The sequence below is a fragment of the Flavobacterium esculini genome, from assembly GCF_048284325.1.
Taxonomy (GTDB): domain Bacteria; phylum Bacteroidota; class Bacteroidia; order Flavobacteriales; family Flavobacteriaceae; genus Flavobacterium.
Genome location: NZ_JBLVPI010000011.1, coordinates 89,242 through 105,163, shown reverse-complemented (window position 1 = coordinate 105,163; position 15,922 = coordinate 89,242). Strand labels below are relative to the sequence as shown.

Below are 15,922 nucleotides of genomic sequence, written 5' to 3'. Positions count from 1 at the left end.
GTTGAATTATCTCTTCAAACTAAAATGACCTCGATATTCTTTTCCGTTTACTCTTTTCACTACAAACCAATAATCAGTGGACGGTAGTGGTAGACCGTTGCTTGTTCCATTCCAACCAGCAGTATTCTGCAAGTCTGTAATTAATTTTCCATAACGGTCAAATATTTTAACGGTTAGCCCCACTTCAAAATCTGAAAAAGTGATTTCCCAATTGTCATTATAGCCATCTCCATTAGGAGTGAAGAATTTTGGATACATCAATAAATAGACTTCATCGGTTACAGTTCCACAACCATTTTTGTCTCTAACAGAAACGGTGTATTGTCCATTAATGATGTTCGAAAATTGATTGCTATCCTGAAAATGAATACCGTCTATTGAATATTCAAAATCTCCGATGCCAGTAACGTAAGTTGTTATACTATTTTGATTATCCGTCCAGTCTTGGGTCTCAATAGAAGTAATTGTGGCGATATTTGATTTTTTTACTATGAAATTTTTTGTGCTGGAACAATAAAAGGAATCATAATCATCAGTTACTGTTACATAAAAATTATCGGGTTTTGCCACAATTATGGACTGAGTAGTAGCTCCGTTTGACCATAAATAAGTATCAAAACCAGAACCGGCATCAATCGTGATTGTATTGTTTTCACAAATCGGTACAACATCAGGAATCGTTATTTTTGGTTTGGATAAAAGGGTTAGTTTTAATTCGGCAATCGCATAACATGGTGTATTTGAATTGATACGGACAAAAAATTTGTTGTCCCCCAAAACCAACTTATAATTTGAAACAGTAGTAATTTGATTGGTTGCCAATTGATTTTCTGCACCTGAAAAAGTCGAATAATAAGAAAAGGTATATCCTGAAGTATTTGAAATTAGCTTTGAATTATAATCAGATAAATTCACTTTCTCAGAACTATCATTCAAATCATCACAAAATAATTCAGCATAATTATTTGCGGGTAAAGTGCTTATTAAAGAAACTGTAACAGCCAGTTTTGTAGCGCTTTCACATCCAATCACCGTTTGCGAAGCATAATAAGTCGTTCCATCTTGCAATGGAGTTGAATTAGACAAAAGAGCTCCAGCACTATTATACCATTTTATTGCAGTTCCCGATGCTACGATAGTATCTAAAGTTGGATTCTGGCTCGAGCAAAAAGTTTGTGTGGAATTTCCCGTTGGAGTTCCCGTGTTTTGAATGTTTATTAAAACAGCAACTCTCTCGCTCTCACATCCGTTTATAGTTTGCGAAGCATAGTAAGTTGTGTTATTTTGTAATAAAGTTGTGTTTGCTAAAAAACTTCCATTGTTCAAAGCATCGTACCATTTTATGTTTTGTCCTGTAATTGCAATTGAACTCAAAGTTGTATTTTGTTGGATACAGAAGGTTTGAGGATTTGTTAATGTAGGTTTCGGAGTAAAATTTGTAAAAGGAAGTAGTACAACTGTAGTAGCATTTGAAATACAACCAATGCTGTTTTTTACTTTTATATAATATGTTCCAGGATCAAGATTTGATTGCATTGTATTTGTTTTCCAAGTAACTCCATTGTCGAAACTATATTCTGCTGCAATATCGGTAATTGTAATAGTCCCTTTAAGATTATTACAGTCTGGCGGAATAGTTGTAAATGCAGGATTTACTGGATAATCAGTTGGAGCATTAATTTTTACAGATACTGTTATAGATTCGCAACCGATACTATTTTTAACACGAACTAAATAAGCTCCTGCTGCTAAATTTCCAGAAATTGGATTGGTCGAATAATTCACGCCATTGTCAAAACTATACTGATAAGCAGAACTTGTAATGGAGACAGAGCCAAACGGATTACTGCAACTCACAGGTTGAGAAATGTTTAAAATTGGAGTTGAAGGTGCGTTTGGAGGTGTATTGATGGTTGCAGCATAGGCAATCGAAGGGCAACCATTTGTATATTTTATTCGGATTAAATAATTTCCTGGAGATAAACTAGCAGTATTGCTCGTATTCCAAGTTACACCATCATCAAAACTATATAGATTTGCAACAGTAGAAACCATAATGCTACCTGTTGATGATGTGCAACCAATAGGATTTGTAACCACAACTTGTGGTGCTGCTGGAATTGTGGGAGCAGCATCTATAGTAACGGGTGCACTAAGGGAAATACAGCCGGAATTATATTTAATCATTAAATTATAAGTTCCTGGTGCTACATTAGATTTTGTATTTGATGTACCAAATGTGATTCCGTTATCAAAGCTGTAAAAATCGGCTACGGTATCGATGGTTAATGATCCTGTAAAGTTGGTGCAATCTGGTTGGCTTGCTTTGTAGGCAGGGGCAGGAAGCGCTGATAATGGTGAAATAGTGACAGTGGCAGCATCTGAAACACAACCAGCTAAATTTTTAATTTTTATATAATAAATTCCTGGGGAAAGATCCGTTTTTGTATTGGAAAAAACGTAGGTTAGTCCATTGTCATAACTATATGTTGCAGCACTTGTAGTAATTGTAATAGAGCCTTTTGCAGAGCTACAATTTGGCTGAGTTGAAGTATAAGCAGGAGCGGCAATTGTAGTGCCCGAACTTAAATTTACAACTGTTGTTAACGATTCGCAACTATAAGAATTTGTTTTGATTTTAATAATGTACGTACCAGCCCCTACATTTATTTTTGTTGGGTTTGTGGTCCAGCTGTTTCCATCGTTAAAACTATAGCTTATAGCAGTTGTTGCTACGGTAATGCTACCATCAGTTGCTCCGCAAGACGAAGGTTGAACAATCTGAATAAGAGGTGCAGTTGGAACTGCGGGTGGTGAGCTAATATAGATATAACTGCCGTATGAGATACAACCTAATGTGTTTTTTATTACTATATTATAAGAACCACCAGTTAGATTTTTCTTTATAGGATTTGTGGTCCAAGTTAAGCCATTATCAAAACTGTATTGATCTGCAGTAGTATTTATTATTATAGTCCCAGAAGGAGAACTACAAGTTGGCTGAATGGAAGTTATATTTGGTGAGGGTAAGTAATATTTATTAATGTAGAAATATTGCGACTGTGATTTACAACCAATAGTATTTTTAACAACAATAGTATAGGATGATGTTGATGTGGGATTTAGTAGAATAGGATTTGTAGTCCAAGTTGTACCTCCATCAAAACTATATTGATCAGCAGGAGTAGTGATGGTAATGCTCCCTCCATTTCCACAACTAGGTTGTATCACTTTTACATTTGGATTCGGAAGATAAAAAGGGTTGATGTATATCGACATGCCATAAGATTTGCAGCCAGTTGCATTTTTTATAACAATATTGTAATATCCCGACGTTAGTCCAGAGAGGGTAGGGTTTGTTGACCAAGTATTACCACCATCAAAACTATATGAAGCGGCAACTGTTGCAATAGTGATGCTTCCATTGATACCACAGGTTGGTTGAACTAATGTAAAATCAGGATTAGGTAAATAATATGGATAAAAAGTAGTGTAGGTGTTATATGGATGAGAAGTACATCCTGAAGCATCTTTTACTACTAAATAAGAGCTTGAAGTAAGATTGGTGAATGTAGGATTGGTACTCCATGTATTACCTCCATCTATACTGTATTGTGCTGCAGTAGTAGTGAAAGTTATGGTTCCCCCGTTTCCACAAGTGGGTTGTGTTGTTGTAAAAGTAGGAGTAGGAAGATAAAAATTTTGAAGATTTGCAGAATTAGAGTTAGAAACACAACCTTGAGCATTTTTTATATATGGGTAATAATATCCCGAAGAAAGATTTGAAAAAGTAGGACTTGTAACCCAAGTTTGACCATCGATACTGTACAAATCGGCAGTGGTAGTGATTGTAATGCTACCTTTTGTTCCACACGAGGGTTGAGTTATTGTGTATTTTGGAGATGCTAAATGTGCAGAATCTAAATAAACAGAAATATATCGGGATGAACAATTCGCCTTTTTTACCAATAGATAGTAATATCCTTGGCTTAAATTATTAAAAATAGTATTGGTACTCCAGGTTGTGCCATTATCTATACTATAGTAATCTGCAGTGCTGTTGAATGTAATATTGCCAATATTTCCGCAACTTGGATTGGTAACGGTATAATCGGGATCTGGAAGACTTGGATTATTAATCGAAATACCCGTATTATTTGATACACATCCAACATTGTTCTTTATAGAAATGTTGTAATATCCATAAGAATTAATATTTGATCGAGAAGCAGTTGTTCCCCAAGTATAACCTCCATCAAAGCTGTAGAAATCTGCAATAGTATTTATTGTAATACTTCCTGCGGTAGTACAAGTTGGCTGAATGACAGTATAAATAGGTGTCGCTATATTTGGATTGTTTAAATAAACACCTGTTGGATAGGAGGTACAACCAATGCTGTTTTTTACTATTATCGTGTAAACTCCTGGAGGCAACGATTTATAATTGAAAGTTGTCCATGTTGCACCATTGTCAAAGCTGTAAAAATCTGATAGAGAATTAATCGTGATTTTTCCGTTTATACCACAGGTTGGCTGTTCGATGCTAATAATTGGTGAATACAAGTAAGGCTGATTTAAATTAACATAATTAGCGGAGCTAATACATCCCGCACTATTTTTTACTTTTATTTGATAGTTTCCAAAAGGTAAAATTTTTACGTTATTATTAGTCCAAGTTGCACCATTATCAAAGCTATAGGAATCTGCAACTGTAGTGATAGTAATACTTCCGTTACTACCGCAAACTGGTTGCACAGTAGTATATTCAGGATAGGAATATTGAAAATCATTTAAATAAACATAGGTATAATAGGAAGTGCAACCTAAAGTATTTTTGATTCCTAAAGAATAACTTCCTGAGCCTAAATTACTCTTTGTGTTGCTTGTACTCCACGTTGTACCTCCGTCAAAAGTATAAAAATCTGAAATCGTATTTATAGTAATGCTTCCTGTCACATTACAAGCAGGCTGTGTCGTAGTATAAGTTGGAGTTCCTAGCGTATTACTACTAATAAGTACATTGTTAGCTGAAGAAATACAACCTTGTAAATCTTTTGTACGAATTTTATAATTTCCGGGTGAAAGGTTGGTAGCAGTAGCATAATTTACCCAAGTTACACCATCATCAAAACTATAGTATGTAGATGGAGTGGTAATGGTAATACTACCAGTATCTCCACAAAATAAAGGATTGGTATAGTTATAATTTGGATATGAAGTTGAGACAGCTGTAATGGTTACACTTTGAGAATAAGAAGTACATCCATTTATGGTTTTAATTTTCACTAAATACGTTCCAGGATATAAATTACTCTTTGTGTCGTTTGTACTCCAAGTTGAACCATTATCAAAACTATATTGTGATGCAGCTGAAGTTACTTTTATGCTTCCTGTGGTAGAAAAACAGGAAGGTTGAGTGATTTGCAAAATTGGTGAAACAGCAGTTTGGCTAGGCTCTATAGAAACACTAGCATCGCTACTACATCCAAAAGAATCAGTAACACTTACAGAATAATTTCCTATAGAAGTTACTGTAACGCTTTGAGAAGTATCTCCTGTACTCCATAGATAGGAAGATCCTGAAGAAGCTTTTAGTACAGTGCTTCCAGAACAAACATTTAGAATACCTGTAATATTTGCTGTGGGATTCCTTACCTCTAAACTTGCCGAAATTATTTTGTAGCAAGTTGCATTTTTACCAGCTCTAACAAAAAGAGAAGTGCTTGAACTTGGATAACTTGTAAAATTGGAGATAGCATTCAAGTTCGCTTCTGCATCATTATAATTTTTGTAATAACTAAAACTTAAACCTGTAGTAGAAGTTACCATCAAAGAATTTAATTTAGATAAGTCAAAATTTTCGCTTCCGTCATGATTTGTATCACATTGAGATATTTTTGCAGTCGTTACATTAATATCACAACTTGCAGTACAATTTAAAAAAGAAATATCCCAACCAGGATTTGCATCTGGATCTGTCGCCGAATTAAATGTAGTTCCAGCACAAGAAGTTCCAGAAATGTCGTAATCTACTCGTACTCCTACATTATAATTGGCATTGGTACTATTTGGAAAATTAGTGGCATTCAGTGTGAAACAAAACTTTTTATTTGTTGTGTCTAAACTTGAAGTTGTAGAGGTATTATAAACAGATACGTTATTACTGTTATAAATAGATAAAGTGATTTTATTTACTGTTGCAGAAATCCCACCCGAATTAGGAATGGTATAATTTCCACACACAGAAATCGGTAAACTAGGGCAAACTTTATTCAAAGGATCAAGATCTGTAGATCCTTGCATATTTTCTGCGGAATGCAATAAGCAAATATCATCTACGTACATATACCCGAAATGTCCACCCAATCCACATCTGGAAGCCATAAATTCCACGGTAAATTCTTCATTATTAGGTATAGATGAAATGTCCAGAATTCCAGATTGCCAATTGGCAGTATATAAAGTAACATAAGAAGAAGTTTGACTTGGAACTTTGGTGAAAATGCAATTTTTTTCGTCGCCTACCAAACAAAATTCATTTACAACAACCCCATTTTTATCTAAAATCCGTGCTTTTACAAATGCTTGATTATCAGTATGACTATTGTCGTATACGGATTGTAATACAGCTTTGTAGTTGAATTTTAGATAATTTTCATTATTTGTTTTAAACCTTTTACCCTGAACAATAGAGCCATAAGTAGATGAGTTTTCATAATTAATTTTAAGGGCATATTGATCAAATGCTTTAATATCTCCCATATAGGGATCAACCAAATTTGAAGAAACGCCCGTTGCCATAATATTCATATTATTAGGGTCATACCGATTGATGTATGAATTGGCGGTATTGGTAATAGAGCGGCATTGCGTTGGTCCAGGAGGATCGCCTATTGTATAAAGAAAATTCTTGAGGGAACTACTGCCACTGATAGTTTCATATTGTTCGAAACTTCCATTTGTACACATTTCTACAGCTTGTTGTGTAGCTCTTGTTTTCAAATTCAGATTTACTTTTTTTAAATTCAGGATTTCTTTTTTCCTTTTTTCTTCCCGAATTTTCAAAAACTCGTTTTGCTCATCCAAAGCTTGAATTAAATGACCATTTTTATCTTCCAATAAAATTTTATTGGAAGAATTTGGATTTGTTTCTTGAGAAAAAACAGCAACATATTGGTGAAATAGAAAAAACAGCAGTAGGACTTTCAGCTTCATTGTGGGAATTTTGTTCACAAAAGTAAATAAAAAATCAGGGTTTTAGCGTTAAAAATATTAATTTTGTATGAATTTTACATTTGAAATGGTAAGGATCAAATGCAGAAATAACATTGTTTTTCAAGAGATTTAATTCAATTAATTACGCAATTCATTTCGTGATTTTACTCGAATAATTGCAAGTTGTTTCTTTTGTTGAAAAACAATAAATATCCCTTATTTTTGCACCAAACTTATTCCTTTTGAAAACTAAACTTTTCCTCATCACGCCGCCTTTTACCCAACTGAATACACCGTATCCGGCAACAGCTTATATCAAAGGGTTTCTGAATACGAAAGGGATTGAGTCTGTTCAGGCAGATTTGGGTATCGAAGTAATTTTGGAATTGTTTTCGAAAGAGGGTTTGCGAAGTTTGTTTACCGTTGGAAGTTTAAAGTTTAAAGTTGGAGAAATCTCAGATAATTCGAAACGTATTTTCGCTTTACAAGACGAATATTTAAAAACTATTGATCCAGTCATTGCTTTTTTACAAGGAAAAAATGCAACATTGGCACTTCAAATTTGTCAGGAAGATTTCTTGCCGGAAGCATCCCGATTTGCACAATTAGAAGCATTGGATTGGGCTTTTGGTACTATGGGAACGCAGGACAAAGCAAAACATTTAGCGACTTTGTATCTCGAAGATATTTCGGATTTTATTGTGGAATGCGTCGATGCTAATTTTGGTTTCAGTCGCTATGCAGAACGTTTGGGACGAAGTGCCAATTCTTTTGACGAGTTGTATGAAGCCTTGCAACAAGAACCAACGTATATTGATAACTTACTTCTTTTGATTCTAAAAGAGAGAATAGAAACCATTCAGCCTACATTATTCCTGATTTCGGTTCCGTTTCCAGGGAATTTATATTCGGCTTTTCGTTCGGCGCAATGGGTGAAAAAGCATTATCCTAATATTAAAATTTCAATGGGCGGCGGTTTCCCAAATACCGAATTACGTTCGCTGTCGGATGCTCGTGTTTTTGAGTTTTTCGATTTTATCACATTGGATGATGGTGAAATGCCAATTGAAGAATTAATTTCCAATATTGAATCCCGAAATTTCGGGACAGATTATAATTCCTATAAACGAACTTTTCTGTTGGAAGATGGGAAAGTAGTTTACAAAAATAATTCCCTAAAACACGATTACAAACAATCGCAAGTGGGAACGCCTGATTATTCGGATTTACTTTTGGATAAATACATTTCGGTTATTGAAATTGTTAATCCAATGCACCGCATGTGGAGCGACGGACGCTGGAATAAACTCACCATGGCGCACGGTTGTTATTGGGGAAAATGCACTTTTTGCGATATTTCTTTGGACTATATCAAAGTGTACGAACCTGTTGCCGCCAGTTTATTGTGCGACCGAATGGAAGAAATGATTGCCCAAACAGGCGAGAACGGATTTCATTTTGTAGATGAGGCTGCTCCGCCAGCTTTGATGCGTGCTTTGGCTCTCGAAATCCTTCGAAGAAAATTAGCAGTGACTTGGTGGACGAACATTCGATTCGAAAAAAGTTTTACCAAAGATTTATGTTTACTTCTAAAAGCATCTGGTTGTATAGCAGTTTCTGGTGGACTCGAAGTCGCTTCCGATAGATTATTAAAACTGATTGACAAAGGTGTAACGGTGGAACAAGTCGCTAAAGTAACCCGAAATTTTACTGAAGCCGGCGTAATGGTTCATGCCTATTTGATGTATGGTTATCCTACGCAAACCATTCAGGAAACCGTAGACAGTCTCGAAATGGTACGTCAATTATTTGAAGTTGGCGTGTTGCAATCGGGATTTTGGCACCAGTTTGCCATGACGGCACACAGTCCTGTGGGTTTGTATCCAGAGAAATTTGGTGTGGTAAAAGAAACCGAAATAATAGGGACTTTTGCCAACAATGATATTAACTATACGGATGCAACAGGGATAGACCATGATAAATTCAGTTTTGGACTCAAGAAATCCTTATTCAATTTCATGCACGGAATCTGTTTTGATTATGAATTACAAGATTGGTTTGAATTTAAAATTCCAAAGACTAAAATTTCAAGTGATTTTATATTTGATGCTTTACAAGAAGACGACGATTTTAATATCAAACCCACGGCCAAAATCGTTTGGTTAGGCGGCAAGCCATTTATTGAGCATTTTACCAAATCCAAAAAAGGGAATTCATGGGAAATGATGACTTTGACTTTCCATGACAAAAAAGAAAGTTTCACCATTCAAACCAATAAAAACGAAGGAGAATGGCTAGTAGAAATACTGCAAAAAATAGCTGTTTCGAATGCTAAAATTCACACGTTTCAAGAAGTAAAAGCAGATTTTGAAAAACAATTGGAAGACTTTGAATTGTTTTGGTATTCAAAACCCGTTAATGCTTTGAGGGATTTTGGATTATTGGTATTATAAAAATTTAATTCAATCTCTTTTTGATTGTAAAATTGCAATGATGTGATAGTAGAATTCACGGTGTTTTGTTGCTATAAAAGTATAATTTTATGAAAAGTAAATTTTGTTTTTTTGTTTTTTTAGTTTTCACGACTACAATTTTTTCGCAATCTAAAACGAAAGAAGTATTGACAGAAAAAGTGATTTATTTTGACGATTTTACGAGTAATTTTTCCAACTGGATAGCCGAATTTGAAAAACCGGAAACAGCTACCATGAAAATTATTGATGGTAAATTGGATGTTTCGACATCTATTGGAGCAACAATTTGGTTTAAAACCAAATTGTCTGGAAATATAATAATTACCTACGACGTAATTGTGATAGATGATGGAGGCGCTAACGACCGAGTTTCTGATTTGAATGCATTTTGGATGGCAACAGATCCCTTAAGTCCTAATTCAATAGTACGGGATGGAAAATTTTCTTCATACGACAGTCTGAATCTTTATTATGCGGGCGTTGGTGGACATTACAATAAATTTACCCGATTTCGAAAATACAACAGTATTGAAGATAAACCTGTTTTAAAGGAATATAGTGATAAAGAGCATCTTTTGACTGGGAATACTCCATATGCGGTAAAAATAATTGTCAATAATGGTCGTATACAGTACTTCTTGAATGGAGAATTATATTGGGATTTTCAAGATGATACCCCTTATAAGGAGGGCTTTTTCGGATTCAGGACTTCAAAAAGTCATCAGCAATTTGATAACTTTAAGGTGTACAAAATAAAGTAAAAATCATTGGTCAAAGAAGTGGTATTTGCTTGGACTACAAAAATTTTAAACCAAGAAATTGAGTTCCTATAATTTGAACCGAACATTAGCTTGAATGTACTCATATTCCTTATGTGGTTGCAAAAAAACAGATGATGAGTCTAAATAATTATTTTTACGATAACTATATCTATTTAGTATAAAACTTCCATTTTTACTTTACGAAAACGTTTTCTTTACTTATTTTTACGATTCTAAAATAGAAACAAATGAGTATTGGTTATAAAGTAAATGTAAATGATACTTTCCATTTTGATTTGGAAAAGGAAAGTATTTCAGAACTGGATGCAGTTAGTGTGGAAGCTAATAAATTTCATATACTACATCAAAATACCCCTTATAAAGCGGAAATCGTTACTTCTGATTTTCTTCAAAAAAGCTATACGGTAAAGGTAAATAACAACACCTATGTTGTGGCAATTTCAAACCCTTTGGATATTCTTATTAAAGAAATGGGGTTCGAAACGGGACTTACCAAGCAAGTCAATTTTATCAAAGCACCTATGCCCGGATTGATTCTGGAAATCAGTGTTGTGGTGGGACAAACTGTAAAAGAGAACGACAACCTAATTATTCTGGGCGCCATGAAAATGGAAAACAGTTTTCTTTCTCCTCGTGACGGTATTATCAAAACGATTTCAGTAACGATGGGAGATGCCGTAGATAAAGGACAGTTGTTAATTGAATTCGAATAATAAAATACCGCTAATTCGCAAATTAAAAATAGAATGTTGAATTATTCAAAGCAAGTGATTGTAAGAGAATTGAAAATTAGCAAATCTGCGGTTAAAAAATATAAAATGGAAAAAATATTAGTTGCCAATAGAGGAGAAATTGCCATCAGAGTGATGAAAACCGCACAAAAAATGGGTATTAAAACAGTGGCGGTCTATTCAACTGCAGATAGAAATGCACCTCATGTAAAATTTGCCGATGAAGCCGTTTGGATTGGAGAAGCACCTTCGAGTCAATCCTATTTATTAGGGAGTAAAATCATTGAAGTTGCCAAAGCTTTAAATGTGGATGCGATTCACCCGGGTTATGGATTTTTGAGTGAAAATGCTGATTTTGCTGAAGAAGCCGAAAAAAATAACATCATTTTTATTGGTCCAAAGTCGAAAGCCATAAAAATCATGGGGAGCAAATTAGCGGCCAAAGATGCTGTTAAGCAATACAATATTCCAATGGTTCCCGGTTTTGACGAAGCCATTACTGATGTCGAAAAAGCAAAAGTAGTTGCTAAGGAAATTGGTTTTCCAATTTTAATTAAAGCTTCAGCAGGAGGCGGTGGAAAAGGAATGCGTGTAGTAGAATGTGAAGCTGATTTCGAATCCCAAATGGATCGCGCTATCAGTGAAGCGATTTCCGCTTTTGGAGATGGTTCTGTTTTTATTGAAAAATATGTGGGTTCGCCAAGACATATCGAAATTCAAATTATGGCGGACAGTCATGGTGATGTGTTGTATTTATTCGAAAGAGAATGCAGTATCCAGCGTCGTCACCAAAAAGTAATAGAAGAAGCGCCTTCCTCGGTTTTAACACCGGAACTGCGTAAAAAAATGGGTGAAGCAGCTGTTTTGGTTGCCAAATCCTGTGATTATTTGGGAGCCGGAACCGTCGAGTTTTTATTGGATGAAAATAATAATTTCTACTTCTTAGAAATGAATACCCGTTTGCAGGTGGAGCATCCCGTTACGGAATGGATTACAGGAACTGATTTGGTAGAATTGCAAATCAGAGTGGCAAGGGGAGAAGCATTAACAATCAAACAAGACGATTTGAAAATAAAAGGACACGCGATGGAATTGCGTGTGTATGCCGAAGATCCGATGAATGATTTTCTGCCAAGCGTAGGTCATTTGGATGTGTACCAATTGCCAGAAGGAGAAGGCGTTCGGGTAGATAACGGTTTTGAACAAGGTATGGATATTCCGATTTATTACGATCCAATGTTGGCCAAACTGATTACTTACGGAGAAACCAGAGAAGAAGCGATTCAAATTATGCTCAAAGCCATTGAAGGGTATAGGGTTGAAGGCGTTCAGACTACGTTGCCTTTCGGGAAATTTGTTTTTGAACACGAGGCGTTTCGTTCCGGGAAATTTGACACGCATTTCGTAAAGAACTATTACAATGCCGATGTATTGAAAAACCAAATGGCGCAAGAAGCCGAAATCGCTGCTTTGGTAGCGTTGAAACAGTATTTTGAAGATCAAAAAATCGTTCGCTTACCGAATGAAAAGATTATTTGAACCATTTAGGAATTAAGTCTTAATTTTCTTAGTGCCTTTATATAAAATCGGGATATTCGCTTTTAGAATGAACTATTTTTTAATCTATAGTTTAATATTTTTCACTTTGAGTCTGCGTAAATCTGCTAAATCTGCGTGAAAAAATAGGCACGCAGATTTAGCAGATTTACGCAGATTTTACAAACTCCTAATGAAAATTCTTAAAAGCGAATACCTTGATATAAAATGATTTTTGTTTATGATAAATAATTAAATAGCTCGATAGGTGCAAGAAGGTTACTAAAAATTAGCGGTAAAAAAAGGATAATATGCAAGACAAAATAAAAACACTAAACGATAAAATTGCTGAAGCTCATTTGGGTGGCGGTAAAAAACGCATCGAAAAACAACATTCCAATAAAAAACTGACAGCAAGAGAACGCGTCAATTATTTGATGGATGAAGGTTCTTTTGAAGAAATTGGGATGTTGGTGACGCACCGCACGTCTGATTTTGGAATGGAAAAAGAACTGTATTACGGCGATGGAGTCATTACAGGATACGGAACCATAAACGGACGATTGGTTTATATTTTTGCTCAGGATTTTACCGTTTTTGGTGGTTCGCTATCCGAAACGCATGCCGAGAAAATCTGTAAAATTATGGATATGGCAGTCAAAATGGGAGCACCCATGATTGGACTGAATGATTCAGGTGGAGCCCGTATTCAAGAAGGTGTTCGTTCTTTGGGCGGTTATGCCGATATTTTTTATAGAAACGTACAAGCCAGCGGTGTTATTCCGCAAATCTCTGCGATTATGGGACCTTGCGCCGGTGGAGCGGTTTATTCTCCTGCGATGACCGATTTTACGATGATGGTCGAAGACACCAGTTATATGTTTGTAACAGGTCCGAATGTGGTAAAAACCGTGACCAATGAAACCGTAACTTCGGAGGAATTGGGTGGTGCGAGTACGCATTCTACCAAGTCTGGTGTGGCGCATTGCACCTCTACAAATGATGTGGAATGTCTGGAAGATTTGAAACGCTTGTTGAGTTATTTGCCACAAAGCAATAAAGAAACGCCCCGCAATTTACCTTACGAACTGAATGATGAGGTACGTACCAAATTAGCGACAATTATTCCGGATAATCCCAACAAACCCTACGACATGCACGAGGTGATTGGTGGAATTATTGACGAAGATTCGTTTTTTGAAATTCATAAAAATTATGCCGAAAATATCCTCGTGGGTTTTGCCCGATTGGGAGGAAAAAGCATTGGAATTATAGCCAACCAACCGATGATTTTAGCCGGTTGTCTCGATGTAAACAGTTCGAAAAAAGCAGCTCGATTTACTCGTTTTTGCGATTGTTTTAATATTCCGTTATTGGTTTTGGTAGATGTACCGGGTTTTTTACCGGGAACCGATCAAGAGTGGAACGGGATTATCGTTCACGGAGCAAAATTGTTGTACGCACTGAGCGAAGCAACCGTACCGAGAGTGACCGTGATTACCCGTAAAGCTTATGGTGGCGCTTATGATGTAATGAACTCGAAACACATTGGTGCCGACATGAATTTTGCTTGGCCAACTGCTGAAATTGCCGTTATGGGCGCCAAAGGAGCCTCAGAAATTATCTTCAAGAAAGAAATTAACGAAGCCGAAGACCATGAAGCGAAACTCTTGGAAAAAGAAGCTGAATATGCCGATTTATTTGCGAATCCCTACACCGCAGCGCAACGTGGTTTTGTCGATGAGGTTATCCTACCGCAAGATACCCGACGCAAATTGATAAAAGCCTTTAGCATGCTTGAAAATAAAGTGAGCGTAACCCCTAATAGAAAACACGGGAATATTCCTTTGTAATTGTTTATATGAAATGGAAAACCACCTGATTTGGGTGGTTTTTTTGATTTTTAGGATATTCAATTTCGATGATTTATACAGGCTAAATTAGTTGTGGATTAACAAAATTTCGGATTATTTTTCATAAGCTTCTATTGTTTTTAACAGCAAGTCTGAATAATTGAAAATTTCATCTAAATTTCCAATTTCGTTTTTAATTTCTTTTTTGTTTTCATCAAATGTTCCAATATATTTCTTACCCCCATTTAAGTAAAGTCTACATACTGCTTTGCGATTATTGTCGTCTAGAAATACCGCAAAATAAGATTGAGCATCTCGGTACGTTACTCTTGTTGCAGGAGTTTTTTGGCGCAAAATTGTTTTGACAATCATAAATCCTTCTAATTCTTCTCCAGTTGTATTAATTTTGCTAATATCTTCTAAACTTGGTTCGATAGATATGTTAATCTCATTAATTTTTTCATCCTCTTTTGACAAGGCAGTTTTTAATCTTTCTGTTATTAAATCACTAATATGTTGTTGAACAGATTTTTTGGTTAATTCTGTAAATTGTTCTAAAATTTTTGCAGTTACAACACTCGGATAAACTTGTTTTGCAAAATGTTTTACAAATTCGGGAGTTGGATTAGTAAGTTCTACATTTAGTAAAATTTTTAGCTCATTCATAAATTTCAATTCACTTGCAGTGTTTACAATACTTTCTGCATCGAAATTAGTTTTATGAAATTTCTTTAATTCTTCAATTTGATTGTCTTTGACGTCTGTAATATTGAATTCCAAGAATGGTTTTTCATCCATTTTGTTTGGAGAAACTAAATCGGAGTAAAAGCGGTAAACTATTCCGTTTGTCAAAATTCCAAATTTAGCTTTTGATACGTGAAAATATCGTAATAGTTGTCCATCGTGAATATTTAAGTTTTGTGCCCAATGTTTGCACTCAATCAATATTGTTGGATTTCCATCTTTAAAGATTGCGTAGTCAATTTTTTCGCCTTTTTTAATTCCAATATCCGCTATGAATTCAGGTACAACTTCTAGAGGATTAAAAACATCATATCCCAAACTTTGCAAAAATGGCATCACAAATGCATTTTTTGTTGCTTCTTCAGTTTGTATTTGGTCTTTGTGTTTTGTTCTGTCTGCAATTACTTTAATTTGGTCTTTTAAATCCATAATTTTTTTATTGAATTTGTTATTAATTTTTTGGTCTTTAACCATTATTTATGCAATGAGTATGTTTGGTAACTATATCTATTTTTGTGTAAATTGCTAAAAAAAGATATTGTTAAATGAAATACTTTAGTACAAATTACAATCTCTTTTTTTACTAT

Annotated in this window: 7 protein-coding genes; 5 read left to right on the top strand and 2 right to left on the bottom strand. The window is 35.1% G+C overall.

Features of this window, described 5'->3' with window-relative positions:
- Positions 1 to 6: 6 nt before the first annotated feature.
- Positions 7 to 7,215 carry a T9SS type B sorting domain-containing protein gene (locus ACNQGG_RS10935; protein WP_417963911.1) on the bottom strand — a complete coding sequence of 2,403 codons (7,209 nt, stop codon included), beginning with the start codon at positions 7,213 to 7,215 and terminating at the stop codon, positions 7 to 9.
- A gap of 242 nt (positions 7,216 to 7,457) precedes the next feature.
- Here ACNQGG_RS10935 and ACNQGG_RS10930 point away from each other — a divergent pair, with 242 nt between their 5' ends.
- The 5 genes from ACNQGG_RS10930 to ACNQGG_RS10910 all read left to right on the top strand — a co-directional run bounded on the left by ACNQGG_RS10930 (position 7,458) and on the right by ACNQGG_RS10910 (position 14,591).
- Positions 7,458 to 9,668, top strand: a complete 2,211-nt coding sequence (locus tag ACNQGG_RS10930) for a B12-binding domain-containing radical SAM protein (protein WP_417963909.1) — start codon at positions 7,458 to 7,460, stop codon at positions 9,666 to 9,668.
- A gap of 89 nt (positions 9,669 to 9,757) precedes the next feature.
- On the top strand, positions 9,758 to 10,450 hold the full coding sequence (locus tag ACNQGG_RS10925) for a DUF6250 domain-containing protein (RefSeq protein ID WP_417963907.1): 693 nt from the start codon (positions 9,758 to 9,760) through the stop codon (positions 10,448 to 10,450).
- A gap of 248 nt (positions 10,451 to 10,698) precedes the next feature.
- Positions 10,699 to 11,184: an acyl-CoA carboxylase biotin carboxyl carrier protein subunit gene (locus tag ACNQGG_RS10920; RefSeq protein ID WP_417963905.1), complete on the top strand. Its 486-nt coding sequence runs from the start codon at positions 10,699 to 10,701 to the stop codon at positions 11,182 to 11,184.
- 105 nt (positions 11,185 to 11,289) lie between these two features.
- Positions 11,290 to 12,741 carry an acetyl-CoA carboxylase biotin carboxylase subunit gene (accC, locus tag ACNQGG_RS10915; protein ID WP_417963903.1) on the top strand — a complete coding sequence of 484 codons (1,452 nt, stop codon included), beginning with the start codon at positions 11,290 to 11,292 and terminating at the stop codon, positions 12,739 to 12,741.
- 308 nt (positions 12,742 to 13,049) lie between these two features.
- The gene (locus tag ACNQGG_RS10910) at positions 13,050 to 14,591 is read left to right on the top strand and encodes an acyl-CoA carboxylase subunit beta (protein ID WP_417963901.1); all 1,542 of its coding nucleotides are present in this window, start codon (positions 13,050 to 13,052) and stop codon (positions 14,589 to 14,591) included.
- 114 nt (positions 14,592 to 14,705) lie between these two features.
- Here ACNQGG_RS10910 and ACNQGG_RS10905 read toward each other — a convergent pair whose 3' ends face one another.
- Positions 14,706 to 15,764, bottom strand: a complete 1,059-nt coding sequence (locus ACNQGG_RS10905) for a type I restriction endonuclease (RefSeq protein ID WP_417963899.1) — start codon at positions 15,762 to 15,764, stop codon at positions 14,706 to 14,708.
- Positions 15,765 to 15,922: the final 158 nt, after the last annotated feature.

Bases quoted from the DNA above. Each gene is read 5' to 3' on its own strand.
- ACNQGG_RS10935 (WP_417963911.1), bottom strand. From the start codon at position 7,215: ATGAAGCTGAAAGTCCTACTGCTGTTTTTTCTATTTCACCAATATGTT.
- ACNQGG_RS10925 (WP_417963907.1), top strand. From the start codon at position 9,758: ATGAAAAGTAAATTTTGTTTTTTTGTTTTTTTAGTTTTCACGACTACA.
- ACNQGG_RS10920 (WP_417963905.1), top strand. From the start codon at position 10,699: ATGAGTATTGGTTATAAAGTAAATGTAAATGATACTTTCCATTTTGAT.
- accC (WP_417963903.1), top strand. From the start codon at position 11,290: ATGGAAAAAATATTAGTTGCCAATAGAGGAGAAATTGCCATCAGAGTG.
- ACNQGG_RS10910 (WP_417963901.1), top strand. From the start codon at position 13,050: ATGCAAGACAAAATAAAAACACTAAACGATAAAATTGCTGAAGCTCAT.
- ACNQGG_RS10905 (WP_417963899.1), bottom strand. From the start codon at position 15,764: ATGGATTTAAAAGACCAAATTAAAGTAATTGCAGACAGAACAAAACAC.